This window comes from Mycolicibacter senuensis (genome assembly GCF_002101885.1).
Lineage (GTDB): Bacteria > Actinomycetota > Actinomycetes > Mycobacteriales > Mycobacteriaceae > Mycobacterium > Mycobacterium senuense.
This window is the reverse complement of sequence record NZ_LQPS01000047.1, coordinates 1-18,814: the sequence shown is the minus strand read 5'-3', so window position 1 is coordinate 18,814 and position 18,814 is coordinate 1. Positions and strand designations below refer to the sequence as shown.

Sequence of the window (18,814 nt, the reverse complement as noted above, 5' to 3'; positions counted from 1 at the left end):
ACCGGCGGTGGCCGAACTGGTCGACATGCTGGCCGCCGAACGGCCCGATGCGCTGTTGATCCTCACCTCTTTTCACCAGTCGCCGCTGCCGCTGGCACTGATCGGCCGGATGGCCGGGGTGGCCTGGATCGGGGCGATCTGCACCGACTACCCCGGCAGCCTGCTGGATCTGCGCCATCCCGACCCCGGCGACATCCCCGAACCGCTGCGGGCGCTGTCGCTGGCGCAAGCCGCGGGCTGGCAGCTGCCGCCCGGCGACGACGGGCGGTTGCGGGTCAAGGGATTGCCGCGGCTTTGCGGTCCGCTACGCGCAGCACTGGGCGCCGGCGATTACGTGGCGTTCCACCCCGGGGCAGCGGTACCGGCCCGGCGGCCCTCGGCAGATCGGTCCGCCGAGTTGGTGGCCGCGCTGGTGCGGGCCGGGCATCGCGTCGTCGTCACCGGCACCGCCGCCGACCGGGAGCTCACCGCCCGGGTCGCCGGTGATCAGGCAACCGACCTGGGCGGGTGCACCACCTTGGCCGAGCTGGGTGCGGTGTTCGCCGGTGCCCGGGCGGTGGTGGCGCCCAACACCGGGCCGGCCCACCTGGCCGCGGCCGTGGGCACGCCGATCGTCTCGTTGTTCGCGCCGGTGGTGCCCGCGCAGCGCTGGCGGCCCTTCGGCGTTCCGGTGGTGCTGTGCGGTGATCAGGGTGCGCCGTGCCGCGGCAGCCGCGCCCGAAACTGTCCCGTCGCCGGCCATCCCTGTCTGGACGGCATCGCCGCCGCAGACGTGGTGGCGGCCGTGGCCCGAATCGGAAGTCCCCGAAAAGAAAGAAGTGCTCCCATGATCACACGGCACATGGCCGAGCTGGAGCAGGCGATCGCGCGGGTGCGCCCGGCGGCCCCCCAACTGTCGGAGTGGGGAGCGAGACTGGCCGAGGTGCTGGTCGGCGGCGGCCGGTTGCTGGCCTGCGGCAACGGTGGCAGCGCCGCGGAAGCCCAGCACCTGACCGCGGAACTGGTCGGCCGCTTCCATCACGAACGAGAACCGTTGTCGGCCATCGCCTTGCACGCCGACACCTCGGCGGCCACGGCGATCGTCAACGATTACGGCCCGGAGGAGATGTTCGCCCGCGGGGTGCGCGCCCACGGCCGGCGCGGCGATGTGCTGGTGTCGCTGTCGACCAGCGGCACCAGCCGCAACGTGCTGGCCGCGGTGAAGGCGGCCCAGGAGGTCGGGGTGACCACCTGGTCGTTGACCGGGCCGGGGCCCAATCCGCTGCTGGCGATGAGCGACGACGGTATCGGCGTGGAGGCCGACTCGACGGCCACCGTGCAGGAGATCCACCTGCTGTTGCTGCACAGTCTGTGCCTGGCCGTTGACGCGGTGCTTCTTGACGGGGATCGGGAACTGAGATGAAACCGCTTGTGGTGGTAGGCGATACGATGCTCGATGTTGATGTCGACGGCACGGCCAGTCGGCTGTCCCCGGAGGCCCCGGTGCCGGTGGTCGACCCGGAGCGGATCTGGCAGCGGCCCGGCGGCGCCGGTCTGGCGGCGGTGCTGGCGGCCCGGGAATACCCCGACGTCGTGCTGGTCACCGCGACCGCCGACGACGCCACCGGCCGCAGCCTGGCCGCGATCTTCGCCGGCGACCACCCGGGCATCCGGGTGATCGAGCTCCCGTTGTGCGGCGGCACGCTCAGCAAGATCCGGATCCGCGCCGGGGGGCAGTCGGTGGTGCGCGTGGACCACGGCGACGGCTACGCCGCCGTGGGACGGCTGCCCGCCGAGATCAGTGAGCTGTTCGGCGAGGCCGCCGCGGTGTGTGTGGCCGACTACGGACACGGCGTCGCATCCCACGAGGAACTGCGTTCGATGCTGACCGCCGCCACCGCGCGTACACCGGTGGTCTGGGATCCGCACCCGCGCGGCGCGGTGCCCGTTCCGCGGTGCGCCCTGGTGACGCCGAACGACGCCGAGGCCAAGATCTTCGCGCCGTCCGCGGGCGGCGGACAGCGGGCCGACGCGCTGCGGCGGGCCTGGAACTCCGGCGCCGTCACCGTCACGCTGGGCGCCGGCGGGGCGATGTTCGCCGACGCGCGGCACGCCGCGCAGCACATCCGCGGGCCCGGGGCGGCCGGCGGCCGCAGCGATACCTGCGGCGCCGGCGACCGGTTCGCGGTGGCCGCCGCGATGGCGCTGGCCGACGGCGCCGACGCGCTGACGGCGGCCACCGCCGCGGTCACCGATGCGTCCCGCTTCGTGGTGACCGGCGGAGCGGCCGGCGTGTCGAGCGCCATGCCGATGCCGGGCGGGATCGACCTGACCACCCCGGGTGCTGCGGTCACCGGAATGACGGCGGTGACGGCGCTGGCCCAGCGGGTGCGGCGGCGCGGCGGCACGCTGGTCGCCACCGGCGGGTGCTTCGACCTGCTGCACACCGGGCACGTCCGGTTGCTGAGGCGGGCCCGCGACCTGGGCGACGCGCTGGTGGTGCTGATCAACTCCGACGACTCGGTGCGCGCGCTCAAGGGCGCCGGGCGCCCGGTGGTGGCCGCCGAGGACCGCGCCCGGGTACTGGCCGCGTTGGCCTGCGTGGACGGTGTGGCGATCTTCCACGAGACCTCACCGACGGCGGTGCTCGAGCGGCTCCGTCCCGACATCTGGGTCAAAGGCGGCGACTACGGCGGGGTGGAACTACCCGAGGCGGACACGGTGCGCCGCAACGGCGGCCAGGTGATGGTGCTGCCCACCATCCCGGGCTACTCGTCGTCGAAGTTGATCGCCGCCGTGCGCTAGCAAGCAGAAGGAGTGTCAGATGGACGAACTGGGCAACATCCTGATCGCCGGCGGTGCCTCCGGGCTGGGCGCCGCGACGGTGCGGGCGGTGCGACGCGCCGGCGGGACACCGCTGGTCATCGACATCGCCGAGCCCGACCATGACGGCGGTGAGGTGGCCTACCGGCGCGCCGACCTCGCCGACACCGCGGCGGTGGAGAACGCCGTCGCCGAATTGGCCGGTGTCGCAGGCCAACCGCTGCGCGGGGTGTTCACCCCGGCGGGCGTCGACAGCTGCGGTCGGCTGGATCACGTCCCGGCCAAAGACTGGGAGCGGGTGCTGCATGTCAATCTGTTGGGCACCGCGGCGGTGATCCGGGCTGCGCTGCCGTATCTCGACTCCGCGGGCGCTCGCATTGTCACCTGCGCGTCGACGCTCGGCATCAAAGCGGTCAGCGATGCCACCGCCTACTGCGCGTCCAAGTTCGGGGTGGTCGGATTCACCCGGGCGCTGGCCGCCGAACTGGCCGGTGAGGTCGGCGTGACGCTGCTGATCCCCGGCGGAATGACCACGCCGTTCTTCGACGGCCGCGCCGAGCAGTACAAGCCGCCGCCGGACGCCAAACTCAACGATCCGGACCAGGTGGCCGAGGCGGTGCTGTTCGCGCTGCGCCAGCCGATCGGCAGCGAGATCCGGGAAATGGTGGTGTGCTCCAGCGAGGAAGCGTCGTGGCCGTGACCGACCGAGCCGTCCTGGTGCTGCGTGCGCTCGGAGTGGGCGACCTGCTCACCGGCGTCCCGGCGCTACGCGGGCTGCGGCGGGCGTACCCGTCGGCGCGGATCGTGCTGGCCACGCCGGGACCGCTGGAACCGCTGGCGCGGTGCTGCGGCGCGGTCGACGAGGTGACGCCGACCGCCGGCCTCGGCGAACTGCACTGGTCCGGTCCGGCGCCCGAGTTGGCGGTCAACCTGCACGGCAGCGGTCCACAGAGCATCGCCGACCTGATGTCCGCCGGTGCCGAATCCTTGATCAGCCACGCCAATCCCGACTATCCCGCGGTGCAGGGGCCGCCCTGGCGCGACGACGTGCACGACGTGGACCGATGGTGCATGTTGCTCGAATCGGCGGGAATCTCCTGCCGGCCCGAGGAACTCGGTATCGGCCGGCCGCCGGGATACCCGCGCCGCGACGGCGTGGTCGTGATTCACCCCGGGGCCGCGGCCGCCGCGCGGCGCTGGCCGGCGGACCGGTTCGGCGCCGTCGCCGCCGCGTTGAGCCGTGCCGGGTACCGGGTGGTGGTGACCGGGTCGGCCGCGGAACGCTCGCTGGCCGAGATCGTCGCCGCCTACGCCGGGCTGAGATCGACCTCGGTGCTCGCCGGTGAACTGGACCTGCTGGGCATGGTCGCGTTGATCAGCGATGCCCGGCTGCTGGTGTGCGGGGACACCGGCATCGGCCACATCGCCACCGCCACCGGCACCGCGTCGGTGCTGCTGTTCGGGCCGACCCCGCCGGCGCACTGGGGTCCGCGCGGCCCGGGCCCGCACATCGCCATCTGGACCGGTGATCGCGGCGACCCGCACGGTGACCGTCCGGACGCCGGACTGCTGCTGATCACCCCGGCGCGGGTGATCGCGGCGGCCCGGGAGATTCTCGCGGAGTGCGCGTGAGCACCTCGGTAGGTGTCATCGGCGCCGGATATGTCGGCTTGACCAGCGCGGTGTGTCTGGCCGCCAACGGCGTCGACACGGTGTGCATCGACACCGACCGGCGTCGCGTCGCCGAATTGGCCGCCGGCTACGCCGCCATCGACGAACCGGGCATCAACGACCTGCTGACCGCCGGGTTGGCGGACGGCACCCTGCGGGTCAGCGGCGATTACGGCACGCTGGCCGACCGCGACGTCGTCTTCGTCTGCGTGCCCACTCCGACCGGTGACGACGGCGGCGCCGACCTGAGCGCCGTCGAACGGGTCATCGGCCGGCTGGCCGGCACCATGGCGCCGGGATCGGTGGTGGCCGTCAAATCCACGGTTCCGGCGGGCACCTGCCGGCGTATCGGGGCGACGTTGGCGGCTCGCGGCATTCAGGTGGTGGCCAATCCCGAGTTCCTGCGGGAGGGTTTCGCCGTCGAGGATTTCCAGCACCCCGACCGGGTGGTGATCGGAGCCGATGAGGGGCAGCGGGCGGCGGCCGACCGGGTGGCGCAACTCTATGCCGGAGGGTGCGCCACCATCTTGGTGATGAGCCCGGAAAGCGCGGAGCTGGCCAAGTACGCCAGCAACGCCTTCCTGGCGGTCAAACTGTCCTTCGTCAACTCGCTGGCCCAGCTCTCCAGCCGGGTCGACGCCGATATCGCCGATATCGCCCGGTGCATGGGCGCCGACCCGCGCATCGGCCCGCACTTTCTGCGGCCGGGCCCGGGTTGGGGCGGCTCCTGCCTGCCCAAGGACAGCGCAGCCCTGGTCTGCACCGGCCGGGCGCACGGGGTCGAGCTGCGGGAGATCGAATCGGCCCGGCGTACCAACGCCGCTCAGGTGCAGCGCATCGCCGCCATACTGGGTCGGCAGACGGGCCGCCCACCGGCCGAACTGAAGGTCGCGGTGCTGGGACTGACGTTCAAAGCCGGCACCAGCGACATCCGGGACTCCCCGGCGATCGCAGTCTGCGCCGGCCTGCAGCGGATCGGCGCCCAGGTCACCGCCTACGATCCGCGGCTGGCGGCGATCGACACCGCGCGGCTGCCCACCGCCGTCGCCGACGACCCCTACGTCGCCGCCAAGGACGCCGACGCGATCGTGGTGCTCACCGAGTGGCCCGACTTCGCCGCGCTGGACTGGGATGCCATCGCCCGCTGCGCCGCCCCCGGTGCGGTGGTGCTCGACACTCGCAACATCGTCGACCGCGGCGCGGTCGGCGGAGCTCGGCTGGCCTGGCTGGGCAACGGGACACCGGGCGGCTACTGATCCCGCGGTGGCGGGACCCCGGTTCACCGCGACCACGATTAGTCACCGCCACGACGGGTATGCCATGCGTCATGACGACCCTGGGTTACGCGTTGTCCTGCGAGGAGTTTCATCCCAACGAGCTGGTCCGGCAGGCGGTCCGGGCCCAGCAGGCCGGTTTCGAGGCGCTGTGGATCTCCGATCACTTCCACCCCTGGACCGACCGGCAGGGCCAGAGCCCGTTCGTGTGGTCGGTGATCGGAGCACTGTCGCAGGCGTGCACGCTGCCGATCACCACCGCGGTCACCTGCCCGATCGTGCGCACCCACCCGGCGGTGATCGCACAGGCGGCGGCGACCAGTGCCGCGCAACTCGACGGCCGCTTCGTGTTGGGCGTCGGTACCGGAGAAGCGTTGAACGAACACATCACCGGCCGGCGCTGGCCCCCGGCCGCGGTGCGGCGCGGCATGCTCGACGAGGCAGTCACGGTGATCCGGGAGCTGTTCACCGGCGAGCAGGTCAACCACCACGGGCGCTACTACACCGTGGAGAACGCCCGGCTCTACACGTTGCCGCCGACGCCGACACCGATCTATGTCTCCGGATACGGACCGCGCTCGGCGCGGCTGGCGGGCCGGATCGGTGACGGCTACCAGTGCAGCATGCCCGACGGCGACCTGGTCTCGGAGTTCCACCACGCCGGCGGCGTCGGCAAGCCCGCTCAGGCCGGCTTCAAGGTGTGCTACGGGTCCTCGAAGGACGACGCGGTGCGCACCGCGCACGACTTGTGGGGCACCGAGCAACTGCCCGGCGAGCTGGGCCAGAACTTGCCCACCCCGGCGCATTTCGAGCAGGCCGCGAGCCTGGTCACCGCTGAAGCGGTGGAACAGTCGGTGCCGGCCGGACCGGACGCGAAGCCGTACCTGGACCGCATCCGGGAGTTCGCCGGCGCCGGTTTCGACGAGGTCTACCTCCAGCAGATCGGTGACGACCAGGAGGGGTTCTTCGCCTTATGGGAATCCGAGATCGCCCCGGAATTGGCGGCGTGAGCCGTGGCGACGACGAACGTGCCGGGAGCGCAACGTTATCTGCCCGACAGGCGGACGCTGGGCGCACTGCGGGACGCGGCCGCCGGCTGTCACGGCTGCGAGCTGTATCGCGACGCCACCCAGACCGTGTTCGGCGAGGGGCCCAGCGGCGCACCGTTGATGCTGGTCGGTGAGCAACCCGGCGACCAGGAGGATCGGCAGGGCCACCCGTTCGTCGGTCCGGCCGGACGGCTGCTGGACCGGGCGATCCACGACGCGGGCATCGACCCGGAGCTGGTGTATGTCACCAACGCGGTCAAGCACTTCAAATTCACCCGCCGGGAAGGCAAGCGCCGGATCCACCAGAAGCCCGGCCGAACCGAGGTGGTGGCGTGCCGGCCGTGGCTGATCGCCGAGATCGACGCGGTGCGCCCGCAACTGGTGGTCTGCCTGGGCGCCACCGCCGCGCAATCGCTGCTGGGCGCGGCGTTCCGGGTCTCCACCGGACGCGGGGAGCTGCTGAACCCGCCGACCGGTGCCAAATGCCGGCCGCCGGTGCTGGCGACCGTGCATCCCTCCGCGGTGCTGCGGGATCGCAGTGACCGGCGCGACGAGGCCTACCTGGCGTTCGTCGACGACTTGCGCGTGGCCGCCGGTGCTGTGACCGGCGAGCACCGCTTGCACGGCGCTGTTTGACGACGAGGGTGACGGGTAACCGGTTGCCCATAGAAGGGAGCGCACCATGCCGAAAACCGCGGACTTCATCATCGACCGGTTACGCCAGTGGGGGGTGCACCGGATCTTCGGCTATCCCGGTGACGGCATCCTGTCCATGCTCGGCGCACTGGACCGTGCCGATGGCGATCCGGAGCTGATTCAGCCCCGCCACGAGGAGATGGGCGCCTTCATGGCCACCGGGCACGCCAAGTTCACCGGTGAGCTCGCCTGCTGTCTGGCCACCTCCGGCGGCGGGGCGATCCACCTGCTCAACGGGCTCTACGACGCCAAACTCGACCACCAGCCGGTGGTCGCCATCGTCGGCCAGCAGAAGCGGATGTCGCTGGGCGCGGCTTTCCAGCAGGAGATCGACCCGATGTCGCTGTTCAAAGACGTCTCGTCGGACTTCATCCAAACCTGCATGGCGCCGGTACAGGCACGCCACCTGGTCGACCGGGCGTGCAAGGTGGCGCTGACGAATCGGACGGTGGCCACCATCATCCTGCCCGAGGACGTCGCCGAGGAAGACGCGGTGCCCTCGCCGCCACGGGTGCACGGCGCGGTGTACAGCAGCGTGGGCTGGTCGCGGTCGCGGATGCTTCCGGCGCAGCCGGAACTGCGCAAGGCCGCCGACATCCTCAACGAGGCCGAGAAGGTGGCGATTCTGATCGGCGCCGGCGCCGCCGATGCTGGTGACGAAGTCGTGCAGGTGGCCGATCTGCTCGGCGCCGGGGTGGCCAAGACCTCGCTGGGCCGGGCGTCGCTGCCCGACGATCTGCCGTATGTCACCGGTCCGATCGGGCTGCTCGGTTCCACGGCCAGCGAAGCGATGATGTCCGGCGCCGACACCCTGTTCATGATCGGATCGAGCTTCCCCTACTCCGAATGGCTGCCCAAAGAAGGGCAGTGCCGGGGAGTGGAGATCAACCACGACGGCCGGATGATCGGCGTGCGGTATCCGATGGACGCCAATCTGATCGGCGACTCGCAGGACACCCTGCAAGAGCTGATTCCGCTGCTCAAACGCAAAGAAGACCGGTCCTGGCGCAAGAAGATCGAAAGCGAAGTGCAGGAGTGGTGGCGGGTGCTCGACAAGCGGGCCCACGACAAGGCCGACCCGCTCAACCCCGAACTGGTGGTGCACGAACTGTCCAAGCGACTGCCCGACAACTCTGTCATCACCACCGATGCCGGCTCGGTGGCCAACTGGTGGGCGCGGCACCTGCGGCTGCGGCCGGGCATGGCCGCCTCACTGGCCGGCAACCTCGCCACCATGGGTCCGGGCACGCCGTATGCGATCGCCGCCAAGCTGGCGCACCCGGGCCGCCCGCTGATCGCCCTGGTGGGCGACGGGGTGTTCCAGATGAACGGCATGGCCGAGATGATCACCGTCAAGCGGTACAAGGATCGGCTGTCCAAGGGGCCGCTGATCTTCTGCGTGTTCAACAACCAGGACCTCAACCAGGTCACCTTCGAGCAGCGGGCGATGGGCGGAGAGCCGAAATTCGAAGGGTCCCAGCATATCCCGGACGTGCCGTACGCCGAGTTCGCCAAGCTGCTCGGGCTGACCGGTATCCGCTGCGACGACCCGAAGAACATCGGAGACGCCTGGGACCAGGCGCTGGCGGCGTCGGGTCCGGTGGTGCTGGAAGTGGTCGTGGATCCAGATGTGGCACCGGTTCCACCGCAGATCCGGAAGGACATCGCGAAGAACACCGCCAAGGCGATGATCAAGGATCCCGACCGGGTCAGTGTCACCAGCAAGGGCGCCAAGCAGAAGATGCACGAGTTCACCGAGTCGGCCAAGCAGGCGGTGCGCGACCTGCGCGACAAGGACGACGCGTGAGGTCGAGCGGGTGATCCCGCCCGAAGCGATGCCGCAGTTGCGCAAGTGACCAGTGGCGTTTGTCCGCGGCTGCAGCCGGGTAAACCGGCTAGGTGAACCCCACCATCACCACGTACGCGACCCGACCCGAGCTACTGACCCCGGCCGGCGTCTATGCGCCACAGCAGGATTCGCATCTGCTGGTCGACATCATGGAATCATCGGGGCTGGCCCGCCGGCGCCGGGTGCTCGACCTGTGCACCGGATCCGGTGTGGTGGCGATCGCGGCAGCCGAAATGGGCGCCGGCAGCGTCACCGCATTCGACATCTGCCCGCGCGCGGTCCGGTGCGCCCGGGACAACGCGGGTGCGGCCGGGGTCGATATCGAGATCCGGCACGGCCCGTGGACCGGCGCGTTGGCCTGCGAGCCGTTCGACCTGATCGTGTCGAATCCGCCCTATGTGCCCAGCCCGCGGCACAGCGGGCCGATCCCGGTGGCGGGCGGGCCGGAGTGGTCGTGGAACGGTGGCGTCGACGGCCGGATCGTGCTGGACCCACTGTGCCGCTCGGCTGCCACGTTGTTGCGCAGCGGCGGATCGGTGTTGCTGGTGCAGTCGGCGCTGGCCGATGCCGGCCGATCGCTGAAAGCGTTGCGGGACAGCGGCCTGGATGCGGAGATCGCGGCGTCGCGGTGGATTCCGTTCGGCCCGGTGCTGTCCGCGCGTGCCGACTGGCTGGAGCGATCCGGCCGGATGCCCCGCGGCTGCCGCGAGGAGCAACTGGTGGTGATACGGGCGGACAAGCCATGAGCGAGCCGCAGCCCCACCTGGTACAGCCGGTGCGAAACGGTCCGGTGCTGGTCGCCGGGCCGGTGCGCATCGAGACCCCCGGCGGCGTCGTCGAATCGGATCGGTTCATGGTCGCGATCTGTGCCTGCGGGCGCAGCCGCACCTACCCGTTGTGCGACACCAGCCATCGGCGGCGTGATCCGTCGACGCGCCACCGCGACGCCGACACAGCCGAAGCCGAGTAGCCGACCGAGGCTGCGCTACTGCTCGATGTCGTAGTCGTCGTGGGGAAGTGGAACGCTGATCGCCTGCTCGATCACGTCGGCCGGGTTGGCGTCCAACTCGTCGATGTTCTCGAGATGGGCCGGGTCCAGCCCGTCATCCTGGTCGCCGGCGTCGGCCGCCAGCGACTGTTCGGCGCGATCTGCCTCCGGGATGTCGTCGCTTGGCGACGGTCCTTCAGCGTCGATCATCATGTCCCCTTTCGGTTCTGCGCTCGCGCGCTGCGCCCGCTCGCGTCACCCGCTGCGCGACGAGCAGGGCATAGTCCGACTTCAGTTGGTCGTTGTCCGATCTCAGTCGGTTGTTGGCCGACTTCAGCCTGGTGTTGTCCGATTCCAGTCGGACGTTTCTGGCTTCCAGGCCGAGGATCTCACCGATGCCGGCCACGTTGACCCCCACATCGGCCAGCTCGACGATTCGCCGCAGCCGTGCCAGGTCGTCGTCGCTGTAACGGCGGGTGCCGCCCGCAGTGCGCGACGGGGTGAGCAGGCCACGCCGCTCGTAGAGCCGCAACGTCTGCGGACCGATGCCGGACAACTCTGCAGCCACGGAGATGCTGTATACCCCGAGCCCGGATCGGGCATTCATCTTCTCGGTCAAAGCGCGTCGCTTCCGCTCGTCGGAGGAACCTCTTGCACGAAACTACCATCGGTGCTATATAAAAATCTATGTCAGCGGACATAGATGATCTGCTGCAGATTGAGGAGGTGGAGATGATGTTGATGCGTACCGATCCGTTCCGTGATCTCGACCGCTGGACCCAGCAGGTGCTGGGCACCGCGGCGCGGCCGGCGGTCATGCCCATGGATGCCTGGCGCGACGGCGACCAGTTCATCGTCGAGTTCGACCTGCCGGGGATGAAGGAAGACTCCCTGGACCTCGGAGTCGAACGCAACGTGCTGACGGTGCACGCCGAACGGCCCGGCCTCGATCAGAACCGCGAGATGGTGTCGGCCGAACGGCCGCGCGGTGTGTTCAGCCGACAGCTTTTCCTGGGCGACAACCTCGACGCCGAGCAGATCCAGGCCAGTTACCAGGACGGGGTGCTTCGGGTGACCATTCCGGTCGCGGAGAAGGCAAAGCCGCGCCGGATCAAGGTCGCCAGCGGATACGGCGAGCGGGCCATCAACGCCTGATTGCGAGGGGCCGGGAGGCGGCCTGCATGGTGAAGGAGGTGAGCAGCATGACCACCGACACGTTGCCCGCGGCGGTGCTGGACGAGGCGGACCGCATCGTGCGCGCCGAATGGCTGCGCCTGCTGACCGCGGCGATCCCGGAGCGCTGGCACGCGGTGCGCACCGAAACGCCCGCCGCCCGGCCCCGACCCCCCAAGCTCGCCATTCGTTGCGCCACACCCGAGCGGCGTGGCGCGCCACCACCGGGAAGCCCTCGGAACCGGTCGGACACGCGGCGGCGCAGCCGGCGAGTGTGGCCGACGCAACGGTCGCCTCCGGGAGGCCTCCGAGGTCCCGATGTTGTCCGCCGAGTGATGACGGGAGGTGATGGTCCGACGCGATGAGCGCCGCGAGGTTCGGCGTGGCGCCGCTGCCCACCCTGCTCTCCCGGGCAGCGGGCCCGCCGGCCCGCAGCAGGAAAGTATGTCTTGGAGTTGGTGAGCGACCGTGGTGATGAGCGACAGCCCCGATCCCTACGACGTTCTGGGAGTGCCGCATTCGGCTACCCAGGCACAGATCAGCCATGCATTCCGCACCAAGGTGCGTACCCTGCACCCCGACACCGGCTATGCGGGTTCGTCACCACCCGATGATGCGGCCGCACGGCTGCGGCGGCTGCTGCGCGCATATGACGCATTGCGTCAGGGCGGCCACCAAGACGCGGGGACCGGTCCGGTGACGATCCCCGTCAGCTACCGTCGGCGGCCGCCGTCATCGCAGGATTACCTGCGGGCAGGCCCGGTGCGCCGGCACCGCTGACCGTGAGCTCGACCGGCTCGTCGAATTCCCGGCATGCAGATCAACGTCCTTGGGCACCAACCCAGACATCGGCTTCTGGCCGCATTTCGCCCCCGGTGTCAATGTCGATGTGCTCGAAGCCGATCAGATCGAACAGCCGGCGCACGATCGGCCGATCGCTGTGCAGCACAGCCACCCGATCATGAGCGGCGCAACAACGGTCGAGCAGCAGCAGCTGCCGGTGGCCCACGAAGTCCAGCTCCCGGGCGTCGATCTCCAGGGGGGCCTGCGACAGCAACGGCAGGATGCGATGCAGGGTGGCGGCGAACAGGGCATCACTCGCGGCATCGAGATTCCCGGCCAGCGCGACCGCGTTGCGCCGGGCGGGCTGGTGGTACAGCCGGAACGGGGTCGACGTCGGCCCGGCCCCGGCGTGCAGACACAGCAACCCCGCCGCGGCCTCGCCGAGTTCGGCGGTGTTGTACCCGCACAGCGCCGCTACGGGCAGCGTCGAGATTCGCCGGTCCCCGAGGAACTCCAGCGCCGCCTGCGCCTCACGCTGCTCCGGTGTGCGGGCCACCGGCGTCACATCGATGACGACGCGCAGCCCGTTGTAGCCGTCGGCGACCGCCGCGATCGCGGCGGTCGCATAACGCTCGGCCATGCCCCCGGCGTCCACGACGTCGCCACCCGCCCGGAACAGGAAGTGCTCCGGCACCGTTTTGACGTCCACCTCGTCGGCGGCAGTGCCTAGGCCTGCCGCGGCGAGTCCGGCTCGGATCCTGGTGGGATCGTCGTCGCCGACATAGCCGACCCGCTGACCCAGATCCAGGCCGACCGCCAGGTATTCTGCTGCGCGGCAGATGAATTCGTGGTGATCCCGGTATTGCCAGCCGATGTGGCCGAACTCGCCCGAGGGGTCGGCCCGGTGGGTGTCCATCATGCTGACTCCCTCATCCGCAGGTGTGCCTGCACCGTGGTCCCGGATGCTGCGGTGTGGATTCGCACCAGATCCGCGGTGGCATTGACCACGAACAACCCGAATCCCTGCTGGTCGTCGTGAGTGATCGGCCGCCGGCCGGCCATCGGGTCCGCGAGGTGGCCGGAGTCGCGCACCTGGCAGATCAATTGGCCGGCCGACTCCCAGAGCAGCAGGGTGCACGGGCCGCGCCCGTGCTGCAGGCTGTTGGAGGCCAGTTCGTTGACGATCAGTTGCAGGTCGGCGATGTCGGCATCGGAGAACCCGAACCAGCGGGCGTACTTGGCGGAGAACGCCCGGGCGGAGGCCAGATCGGTGAGTGTGTTCAGGGTGCAGTTCGCCGCGGTCGGGCTGCTCGGCAACGGCTCGTTGTAGCGTGCCCAGGCCGCCTCCGGGGCGAACGCCGCGCTGTTGCGCTGCGGATGTCCGGCCCCATCCAGGCGCGGATGGGTGATCTCGGCGTCGACCAGGATGTCGGCGCTCAGATTCGTTGCGTCATACGGGCATACAGCCGTGATCTCCCGGCCGGTGAACGCCCGGTTGATCAGCGCCTCATGTTGGACACAGGCCGGATACTCCTGGTCGGATCGGCCCTGCCAGACCGGTTCGCCGACCAGTCGCACCGGTCCGGTGGGATGTTGGGCGGCGAACGCGCCGAACACGCCGCCGAGGATGTGCCCGGGATTGCGTCCGACCCGGGTCATATCCGCCATCGTCACGGATGCGGCCGCCCGCTCGGGAAGGGCGTCTCGCAGCAGCGAGAGATTGGGTTCGGGCACCGCCACCAGGATGGGGGTCCCGGCGGCCGCGCTGTCGGCGAGGAACGGCACCAGGCGCTCCACGTATTCACTCGGCGAGCGGTAGAACAGCGCGATATGACCGAAGGAGCCGTGGCCGGCAACGGCAGCCATCGCATGTGCCCCTGTCATTGAGCGGGCCGCAAAACCTGATCAGTTTAACGCTGCCCGGCGACGGCGCTGGTCAATACCAGTAGCGCCGGCCCGCCACCGGGCGCCCGATCGCTCCGAGAATCCACAGTGCCGCGCCGATCACCACCAGAATGATTCCGATCGTCCACAGCACGTTGATCTTGAGAACGAGCGCCAGAATGAGCAAGATCACTCCGAGTGCAATCATCACCGATCCCTTCTCTTTTACACGATCCGAACAACCGCACCCTGCGAAGAGGGTTGCGGCAAATGGCAATCCGTCACGACCGGGTTGAAACCGAGATAGTTCAGCGGGCCGGCCAGCGTGGTGACCGCGATGGTTCCGGCGTTCGCGCAACTGGTCTCATGACCGTGAAAATAGTCTCGCTGCCATGCGGCGAAGGCGCCGATAAGTAGCCATATCAGCACAATCGCACCGGCCAGTCCACCGATCCGCATCCGTCCTCCATTCATCTGTACATCGCATAATTCCCGCTTCCATCGCGGTCGAAACACTCGATGTTTGGTGCCGGCAGCAGCGGGGTACTGCCGCAAATCTGCGGACATCGAAGAACGCGAGGAACGGAGTGCGGCTGATGATGTTGCTGGACCCGGGCGAATCCGGTTTGCGGGCGGGAAGTCACGCGGAATGGATCGGCGAAGCCGGCGACCTCGTCGATCACCTGCTGCGCAACGTCGCACACGGCCGCTTCGAGCGGTCCTTGTCGGCGATGACGGCGCTGGCCGCGGTGGTGACGACCGCCGAGATCTATCTCGAGCATTACAAGGCCGGCTTCGGCAACAAGTGGATGTGGAGTCCGGTGCTGGTCACGCCGCCGGTGGTGATCGCCGGCATCGGCGGTGTGTTCTCCCGCCGCTGGGCCAAACGCTGGCTGCCGTTGACCGCCGGCGTCTATGCCGCCAACGGCCTGCTCGGCGAGTATCTGCACGCCCGCGGGGTGGCCCGTAAGCCCGGCGGTTGGCGGCTGGCGTCCTACAACGTTCCAATGGGCCCGCCGATCGCGGCGCCCGGGCTGATGGCGATGGTCGGCGGAATGGGACTGCTGGCCGCGGTGCTGCGCCGCGAACGCTGACGGCCCGCAAGCCCATGGCCGACACCTCCCGCCCCGACCACCTGCCGAACCTGCGCGCCGATCGCCAACCTCCGCACCCGTCCTGGCTGCCCCGGCAGCGCCGCGGCACCACACCGCAGATGATCGGTCGCTACCCCGATTTCGACGTGCTCGAGTCGCAGGGCAGCTGGGACGAGGCCACCCGCAAGGTGGTGTTGGCCCGACTCGGGCCGCCGGGGCCGTTGCGGTTCTTCACCGCTACCGAGGAGCCCACCCTGCGGGCATTCTGCGACATCGTGCTGGCCCAGGACGAGGAGCCGCGGGTGCCGGTCGCCGAGTTCATCGACGCCAAACTGGCCGACGGCCGGCTCGACGGCTACCAATACGCCGATATGCCCGAGGACGGCGATACCTGGCGGCTGGTGCTGCAAGGCCTCGACGAGGCTGCCCGGCAGCGGTACGGCAGAGCGTCGTTCGCCGACGCCGAAGTCCCCAGCCAACTGGCGATGGTCGAACAGTTCTCTCGCGGCGGGCTCTACGGCGGCGCATGGTCGCGGTTGAACGAGAGTCGGGCATGGTCGGTGTGCATGCGTATGGCATTGACGGCGTTCTACTCGCATCCGTGGGCGTGGAACGAGATCGGATTCGGCGGACCGGCTTACCCGCGCGGATACCTGCGGCTCGGTGGACCCAGCGGCCCGGCCGCGGTGCGTGAACCGTTCGAAAGCCGCGGTGCCATCGACAAGGACCCGGTGAGACTGGTGCAAGAAGAGGGCTCGTAGTGGGTGATTTCTGGCGGGGCCTGCTCAAGGGATCGCTGGGCCCACCCGACAATGACTCACGGTTCCTGCTCGACGTGCAATCGCGGCAATTGCCCGGTGAGAAGACGATGCGCCGGTATGCCACCGATGACCAGGTCGACCTGGTCGTCGTCGGGGCCGGCGCCGGGGGATCGGTGCTGGCGCAACGGCTGGCGCGGGCCGGCTGGCGGATCGTGATCATCGAGGCGGGGCCGTTCTGGCATCCCGACACCGACTGGGTCTCCGATGAAGCCGGATCGCATCCGCTGTACTGGACGCAGAAACGCATCATCGGCGGCGACGACCCGATCGAGTTGGGCAAGAACAACTCCGGCCGCGGCGTCGGCGGGTCGATGGTGCACTACGCCGGCTATTGCCCGCGGTTTCATCCCAGCGACCTGCGGACCTACCGGCTGGACGGGGTCGGGGCGGACTGGCCGATCGACTACTCCGACATCCGCCGCCACTACGAAGTGCTCGAGTCCGAACTGCCGGTGGCGGGGCAGAATTGGCCGTGGGGTTATCCGCATCGCTACCCGTCCTCGCCGCATCCGATCTCCGCTGCCGCATCGAAGCTGTGGGAGGGCGCCCGCAACCTCGGGATCGAGATGCGGGTCGGGCCGGTCGGGATCGTCAACGGCACCTTCGGAAACCGGCCGCACTGCATCTACCGCGGCTACTGTCTGCAGGGCTGCAAAGTCAACGCCAAGGCCAGCCCCTATGTCACCCACCTGCCCGACGCGCTGGCACACGGCGTGGAGATCCGGGCGGACAGCATGGCCGCCGGGATCGAACTCGACGACACCGGGGCGGCCCGCGGTGTGGTCTACCTCGACGGCGACGGCACCGAGCACCTGCAGCGCGCCAAGGTCGTCGCGGTTGCCGGCTACTCCATCGAAACCCCACGGCTGCTGCTCAATTCGACCAGTCCGCGGTTCCCGAACGGGTTGGGGAACAACACCGACCAGGTCGGCCGCTACGTCATGGTCCAGGGCGCCGCCCAGACCGCCGGCCGATGGCCCGAGGAGCTGCGGATGTACAAGGCGCCGCCGCCGCAGGTGAGCAGCGAGCAGTTCTACGAAACCGACACCGCGCGCGGATTCGCCCGCGGATTCTCCATCCAGACCGTCTCGCCGCTGCCGATCGGCTGGGCCGAGCACGTGCTCGCCGACGGGCACTGGGGTCGGGCGATGCGCGAATACATGCGCGACTACAACCACTGGAGCACGATCGGCGTCCTCAACGAACTACTGCCGCTGCCGGACAACCGGATCACCCTGGCCGATGAGACCGACAGCTTCGGCATCCCGGTGGCCCGAATGGATTACACCCGGTGTGACAACGACAAGGCGAACATGGCGTACTCGACTCGGGTGATCACCGACATCCTGTACGCGGCCGGCGCCCAGGACGTGCTGACCATCCAGCGGTATGCCCACTTGATCGGCGGCGCCCGGATGGGCACCACGCCGGAGAACTCGGTCGTCGACGCCGACCACCGGGTATGGGGGGTGCCCAATCTGTTCCTCTCCGACGGCTCGGTGTGCCCGACCCAGGGGTCGGCCAACCCGGCACTGACCATCATGGCGCTGGCCTCCCGGCTCGCCGAGCGGCTGGCCGGAAAGCAGGTACCGCAGAAGGGATCCCAGTCATGACTCAGACCGTCGTCATCACCGGAGCCAGTGCCGGGATCGGCCGAGCGGTTGCGCAGCGGTTCGGTGCCCGCGGCGCGAAGGTGGCTCTGCTCGCCCGGGGCGAATCCGGATTGCGGGGTGCGGCGCGCGACGTCGAGGATGCCGGCGGGACCGCGCTGCCCCTCAGCACCGACGTCGCAGACTACGCCGCCGTGGCCGCCGCCGCCGACCGAGTCGAGGACGAACTCGGACCGATCGACATCTGGGTCAACGTGGCCTTCGCCTCGGTGTTCGCGCCGTTCAGCGAGATCGGACCGGAGGAGTTCAAACGGGTGACCGAGGTCTGCTACCTCGGCTTCGTCTACGGCACCATGGTGGCGCTGGCGAGGATGAAACCCCGTGACCGCGGCACCGTGGTGCAGGTGGGGTCGGCCCTGGGGGAGCGGTCCATCCCGCTGCAATCGGCGTACTGCGGTGCCAAACACGCCGTCAACGGCTTCACCGAGTCGGTGCGCTGCGAGTTGCTGCACGAACGCTCCGGGGTCAACATCACCATCGTCCAGATGCCGGCGGTCAACACCCCGCAGTTCTCCTGGGTGCTGTCCCGGCTACCTCGCCATCCGCAGCCGGTTCCGCCGATCTACCAGCCGCAGCTGGCCGCCCGGGCCGTTCTGCGGGCCGCCGACCAGCCGCGGCGCAAGCAGTACTGGGTCGGCGAGAGCACCGTCGCCACCCTGCTGGCACAGCGCGTCGCCGCACCGCTGCTGGACCGCTACCTGGCCCGTACCGGCTACGACTCGCAGCAGACCGGTGAGCGCGTCGACGGTGTGCCGCCGCACAATCTTTGGGAGCCGCTCGACCAGCAACCCGGTAGCGACCACGGGGCGCGCGGGGAGTTCGACGACTCCTCGCACGCGCACAGCCCGCAGCTCTGGGCGGCCCGGCACGCCGGGCTGGTCGCCGGTGCGGCCACCGCGCTGGCGGCGACGGGAGCCAGGGTGCTGGCTGCCCGCCGGCGGTGATCTCACCGTTTCCTTAGAGATGAGGTCCGGATCCGGCCCGGTTCCTGTCGGACCCTCGAACTACTGTTCGGTTTATGGGTAGGGATGCGCTCGCCGATCGAGACACCGTCATGGGG

General features: G+C 69.6%; 23 protein-coding genes and 1 pseudogene. 17 read left to right on the top strand and 7 right to left on the bottom strand.

The window, feature by feature from the left end:
* Positions 1 to 25 precede the first annotated feature (25 nt).
* The 11 genes and pseudogenes from AWC24_RS23450 to AWC24_RS18070 all read left to right on the top strand — a co-directional run.
* Positions 26 to 658 (top strand): annotated as a pseudogene (locus AWC24_RS23450) (glycosyltransferase family 9 protein); the annotation flags it as partial.
* Positions 659 to 826: 168 nt separating this feature from the next.
* Positions 827 to 1,402, top strand: a complete 576-nt coding sequence (locus AWC24_RS22545; protein ID WP_165757764.1) for a D-sedoheptulose-7-phosphate isomerase — start codon at positions 827 to 829, stop codon at positions 1,400 to 1,402.
* A 26-nt stretch (positions 1,403 to 1,428) separates the two neighbouring features.
* Positions 1,429 to 2,784, top strand: coding sequence for a PfkB family carbohydrate kinase (locus AWC24_RS18110; RefSeq protein WP_234807420.1), 1,356 nt, complete (start codon positions 1,429 to 1,431; stop codon positions 2,782 to 2,784).
* A gap of 19 nt (positions 2,785 to 2,803) precedes the next feature.
* Positions 2,804 to 3,502: an SDR family oxidoreductase gene (locus AWC24_RS18105; RefSeq protein ID WP_085087492.1), complete on the top strand. Its 699-nt coding sequence runs from the start codon at positions 2,804 to 2,806 to the stop codon at positions 3,500 to 3,502.
* On the top strand, positions 3,499 to 4,434 hold the full coding sequence (locus tag AWC24_RS18100; RefSeq protein ID WP_234807419.1) for a glycosyltransferase family 9 protein: 936 nt from the start codon (positions 3,499 to 3,501) through the stop codon (positions 4,432 to 4,434). The genes AWC24_RS18105 and AWC24_RS18100 overlap by 4 nt, the downstream gene beginning before the upstream one ends.
* The gene (locus tag AWC24_RS18095; protein ID WP_085087815.1) at positions 4,431 to 5,729 is read left to right on the top strand and encodes a UDP-glucose dehydrogenase family protein; all 1,299 of its coding nucleotides are present in this window, start codon (positions 4,431 to 4,433) and stop codon (positions 5,727 to 5,729) included. The genes AWC24_RS18100 and AWC24_RS18095 overlap by 4 nt, the downstream gene beginning before the upstream one ends.
* 71 nt (positions 5,730 to 5,800) lie before the next feature.
* Positions 5,801 to 6,757 (top strand): TIGR03557 family F420-dependent LLM class oxidoreductase, encoded by a 957-nt coding sequence (locus tag AWC24_RS18090; RefSeq protein WP_085087486.1) that lies wholly within the window; start codon positions 5,801 to 5,803, stop codon positions 6,755 to 6,757.
* A gap of 3 nt (positions 6,758 to 6,760) precedes the next feature.
* Positions 6,761 to 7,432, top strand: coding sequence for a UdgX family uracil-DNA binding protein (locus AWC24_RS18085; RefSeq protein WP_085087483.1), 672 nt, complete (start codon positions 6,761 to 6,763; stop codon positions 7,430 to 7,432).
* Between the two features lie 46 nt (positions 7,433 to 7,478).
* Positions 7,479 to 9,299, top strand: coding sequence for a thiamine pyrophosphate-requiring protein (locus AWC24_RS18080; RefSeq protein ID WP_085087480.1), 1,821 nt, complete (start codon positions 7,479 to 7,481; stop codon positions 9,297 to 9,299).
* A gap of 104 nt (positions 9,300 to 9,403) precedes the next feature.
* On the top strand, positions 9,404 to 10,087 hold the full coding sequence (locus AWC24_RS18075; protein WP_085087812.1) for a HemK2/MTQ2 family protein methyltransferase: 684 nt from the start codon (positions 9,404 to 9,406) through the stop codon (positions 10,085 to 10,087).
* Positions 10,084 to 10,311: a CDGSH iron-sulfur domain-containing protein gene (locus AWC24_RS18070; RefSeq protein ID WP_085087477.1), complete on the top strand. Its 228-nt coding sequence runs from the start codon at positions 10,084 to 10,086 to the stop codon at positions 10,309 to 10,311. The genes AWC24_RS18075 and AWC24_RS18070 overlap by 4 nt, the downstream gene beginning before the upstream one ends.
* Positions 10,312 to 10,326: 15 nt before the next feature.
* Here AWC24_RS18070 and AWC24_RS18065 read toward each other — a convergent pair whose 3' ends face one another.
* On the bottom strand, positions 10,327 to 10,539 hold the full coding sequence (locus tag AWC24_RS18065) for an Rv3202a family protein (protein ID WP_234807418.1): 213 nt from the start codon (positions 10,537 to 10,539) through the stop codon (positions 10,327 to 10,329).
* A complete protein-coding gene (locus AWC24_RS18060) occupies positions 10,526 to 10,936 on the bottom strand; it encodes a MerR family transcriptional regulator (protein ID WP_085087809.1) in 411 nt (136 codons plus the stop codon). Before AWC24_RS18060 ends, AWC24_RS18065 begins: the two co-directional genes overlap by 14 nt.
* Before the next feature lie 125 nt (positions 10,937 to 11,061).
* Between AWC24_RS18060 and AWC24_RS18055 the strand changes: the two genes are divergently transcribed.
* Positions 11,062 to 11,484 carry an Hsp20/alpha crystallin family protein gene (locus AWC24_RS18055; protein ID WP_085087806.1) on the top strand — a complete coding sequence of 141 codons (423 nt, stop codon included), beginning with the start codon at positions 11,062 to 11,064 and terminating at the stop codon, positions 11,482 to 11,484.
* Here the strand turns inward: AWC24_RS18055 and AWC24_RS18050 are convergent.
* Positions 11,474 to 11,689, bottom strand: a complete 216-nt coding sequence (locus AWC24_RS18050; protein WP_085087472.1) for a hypothetical protein — start codon at positions 11,687 to 11,689, stop codon at positions 11,474 to 11,476. The two genes, AWC24_RS18055 and AWC24_RS18050, sit on opposite strands and share 11 nt — an antisense overlap.
* A 287-nt stretch (positions 11,690 to 11,976) precedes the next feature.
* On the opposite strand from AWC24_RS18050, the gene AWC24_RS18045 reads away from it, so the two are divergent.
* Positions 11,977 to 12,282 (top strand): J domain-containing protein, encoded by a 306-nt coding sequence (locus AWC24_RS18045; protein ID WP_234807417.1) that lies wholly within the window; start codon positions 11,977 to 11,979, stop codon positions 12,280 to 12,282.
* 40 nt (positions 12,283 to 12,322) lie between these two features.
* Here the strand turns inward: AWC24_RS18045 and AWC24_RS18040 are convergent, their stop codons facing one another.
* The 4 genes from AWC24_RS18040 to AWC24_RS18030 all read right to left on the bottom strand — a co-directional run bounded on the left by AWC24_RS18040 (position 12,323) and on the right by AWC24_RS18030 (position 14,628).
* Positions 12,323 to 13,204, bottom strand: a complete 882-nt coding sequence (locus AWC24_RS18040) for an MEDS domain-containing protein (RefSeq protein ID WP_085087466.1) — start codon at positions 13,202 to 13,204, stop codon at positions 12,323 to 12,325.
* Positions 13,201 to 14,151 (bottom strand): anti-sigma factor RsbA family regulatory protein, encoded by a 951-nt coding sequence (locus AWC24_RS18035; protein WP_085087464.1) that lies wholly within the window; start codon positions 14,149 to 14,151, stop codon positions 13,201 to 13,203. Before AWC24_RS18035 ends, AWC24_RS18040 begins: the two co-directional genes overlap by 4 nt.
* A gap of 70 nt (positions 14,152 to 14,221) precedes the next feature.
* A complete protein-coding gene (locus tag AWC24_RS22540; protein WP_085975726.1) occupies positions 14,222 to 14,377 on the bottom strand; it encodes a hypothetical protein in 156 nt (51 codons plus the stop codon).
* Between the two features lie 17 nt (positions 14,378 to 14,394).
* Positions 14,395 to 14,628 (bottom strand): hypothetical protein, encoded by a 234-nt coding sequence (locus AWC24_RS18030; RefSeq protein ID WP_085087803.1) that lies wholly within the window; start codon positions 14,626 to 14,628, stop codon positions 14,395 to 14,397.
* Positions 14,629 to 14,765: 137 nt separating this feature from the next.
* Between AWC24_RS18030 and AWC24_RS18025 the strand changes: the two genes are divergently transcribed.
* From AWC24_RS18025 to AWC24_RS18010, 4 genes are read left to right on the top strand one after another with little or no spacing between them, the layout of a single operon-like run.
* Positions 14,766 to 15,263: a hypothetical protein gene (locus AWC24_RS18025; RefSeq protein WP_085087800.1), complete on the top strand. Its 498-nt coding sequence runs from the start codon at positions 14,766 to 14,768 to the stop codon at positions 15,261 to 15,263.
* 14 nt (positions 15,264 to 15,277) lie between these two features.
* Positions 15,278 to 16,024, top strand: a complete 747-nt coding sequence (locus AWC24_RS18020) for a gluconate 2-dehydrogenase subunit 3 family protein (protein ID WP_085087461.1) — start codon at positions 15,278 to 15,280, stop codon at positions 16,022 to 16,024.
* Positions 16,024 to 17,697, top strand: coding sequence for a GMC family oxidoreductase (locus tag AWC24_RS18015; RefSeq protein WP_085087458.1), 1,674 nt, complete (start codon positions 16,024 to 16,026; stop codon positions 17,695 to 17,697). The genes AWC24_RS18020 and AWC24_RS18015 overlap by 1 nt, the downstream gene beginning before the upstream one ends.
* Complete coding sequence (locus AWC24_RS18010; RefSeq protein ID WP_085087456.1) at positions 17,694 to 18,698, top strand: SDR family oxidoreductase; 1,005 nt, start codon at positions 17,694 to 17,696, stop codon at positions 18,696 to 18,698. Before AWC24_RS18015 ends, AWC24_RS18010 begins: the two co-directional genes overlap by 4 nt.
* The last annotated feature ends 116 nt before the right edge of the window (positions 18,699 to 18,814 follow it).

Excerpts from the sequence above, each read along its gene's own strand:
- AWC24_RS22540 (WP_085975726.1), bottom strand. The coding sequence starts at position 14,377 with ATGATTGCACTCGGAGTGATCTTGCTCATTCTGGCGCTCGTTCTCAAG.
- AWC24_RS18055 (WP_085087806.1), top strand. The coding sequence starts at position 11,062 with ATGATGTTGATGCGTACCGATCCGTTCCGTGATCTCGACCGCTGGACC.
- AWC24_RS18065 (WP_234807418.1), bottom strand. The coding sequence starts at position 10,539 with ATGATCGACGCTGAAGGACCGTCGCCAAGCGACGACATCCCGGAGGCA.
- AWC24_RS18060 (WP_085087809.1), bottom strand. The coding sequence starts at position 10,936 with ATGAATGCCCGATCCGGGCTCGGGGTATACAGCATCTCCGTGGCTGCA.
- AWC24_RS18040 (WP_085087466.1), bottom strand. The coding sequence starts at position 13,204 with ATGATGGACACCCACCGGGCCGACCCCTCGGGCGAGTTCGGCCACATC.
- AWC24_RS22545 (WP_165757764.1), top strand. The coding sequence starts at position 827 with ATGATCACACGGCACATGGCCGAGCTGGAGCAGGCGATCGCGCGGGTG.
- AWC24_RS18035 (WP_085087464.1), bottom strand. The coding sequence starts at position 14,151 with ATGGCTGCCGTTGCCGGCCACGGCTCCTTCGGTCATATCGCGCTGTTC.
- AWC24_RS18025 (WP_085087800.1), top strand. The coding sequence starts at position 14,766 with ATGATGTTGCTGGACCCGGGCGAATCCGGTTTGCGGGCGGGAAGTCAC.
- AWC24_RS18010 (WP_085087456.1), top strand. The coding sequence starts at position 17,694 with ATGACTCAGACCGTCGTCATCACCGGAGCCAGTGCCGGGATCGGCCGA.
- AWC24_RS18020 (WP_085087461.1), top strand. The coding sequence starts at position 15,278 with ATGGCCGACACCTCCCGCCCCGACCACCTGCCGAACCTGCGCGCCGAT.
- AWC24_RS18070 (WP_085087477.1), top strand. The coding sequence starts at position 10,084 with ATGAGCGAGCCGCAGCCCCACCTGGTACAGCCGGTGCGAAACGGTCCG.
- AWC24_RS18110 (WP_234807420.1), top strand. The coding sequence starts at position 1,429 with ATGCTCGATGTTGATGTCGACGGCACGGCCAGTCGGCTGTCCCCGGAG.
- AWC24_RS18050 (WP_085087472.1), bottom strand. The coding sequence starts at position 11,689 with ATGGCGAGCTTGGGGGGTCGGGGCCGGGCGGCGGGCGTTTCGGTGCGC.
- AWC24_RS18080 (WP_085087480.1), top strand. The coding sequence starts at position 7,479 with ATGCCGAAAACCGCGGACTTCATCATCGACCGGTTACGCCAGTGGGGG.
- AWC24_RS18030 (WP_085087803.1), bottom strand. The coding sequence starts at position 14,628 with ATGCGGATCGGTGGACTGGCCGGTGCGATTGTGCTGATATGGCTACTT.
- AWC24_RS18105 (WP_085087492.1), top strand. The coding sequence starts at position 2,804 with ATGGACGAACTGGGCAACATCCTGATCGCCGGCGGTGCCTCCGGGCTG.
- AWC24_RS18045 (WP_234807417.1), top strand. The coding sequence starts at position 11,977 with ATGAGCGACAGCCCCGATCCCTACGACGTTCTGGGAGTGCCGCATTCG.
- AWC24_RS18090 (WP_085087486.1), top strand. The coding sequence starts at position 5,801 with ATGACGACCCTGGGTTACGCGTTGTCCTGCGAGGAGTTTCATCCCAAC.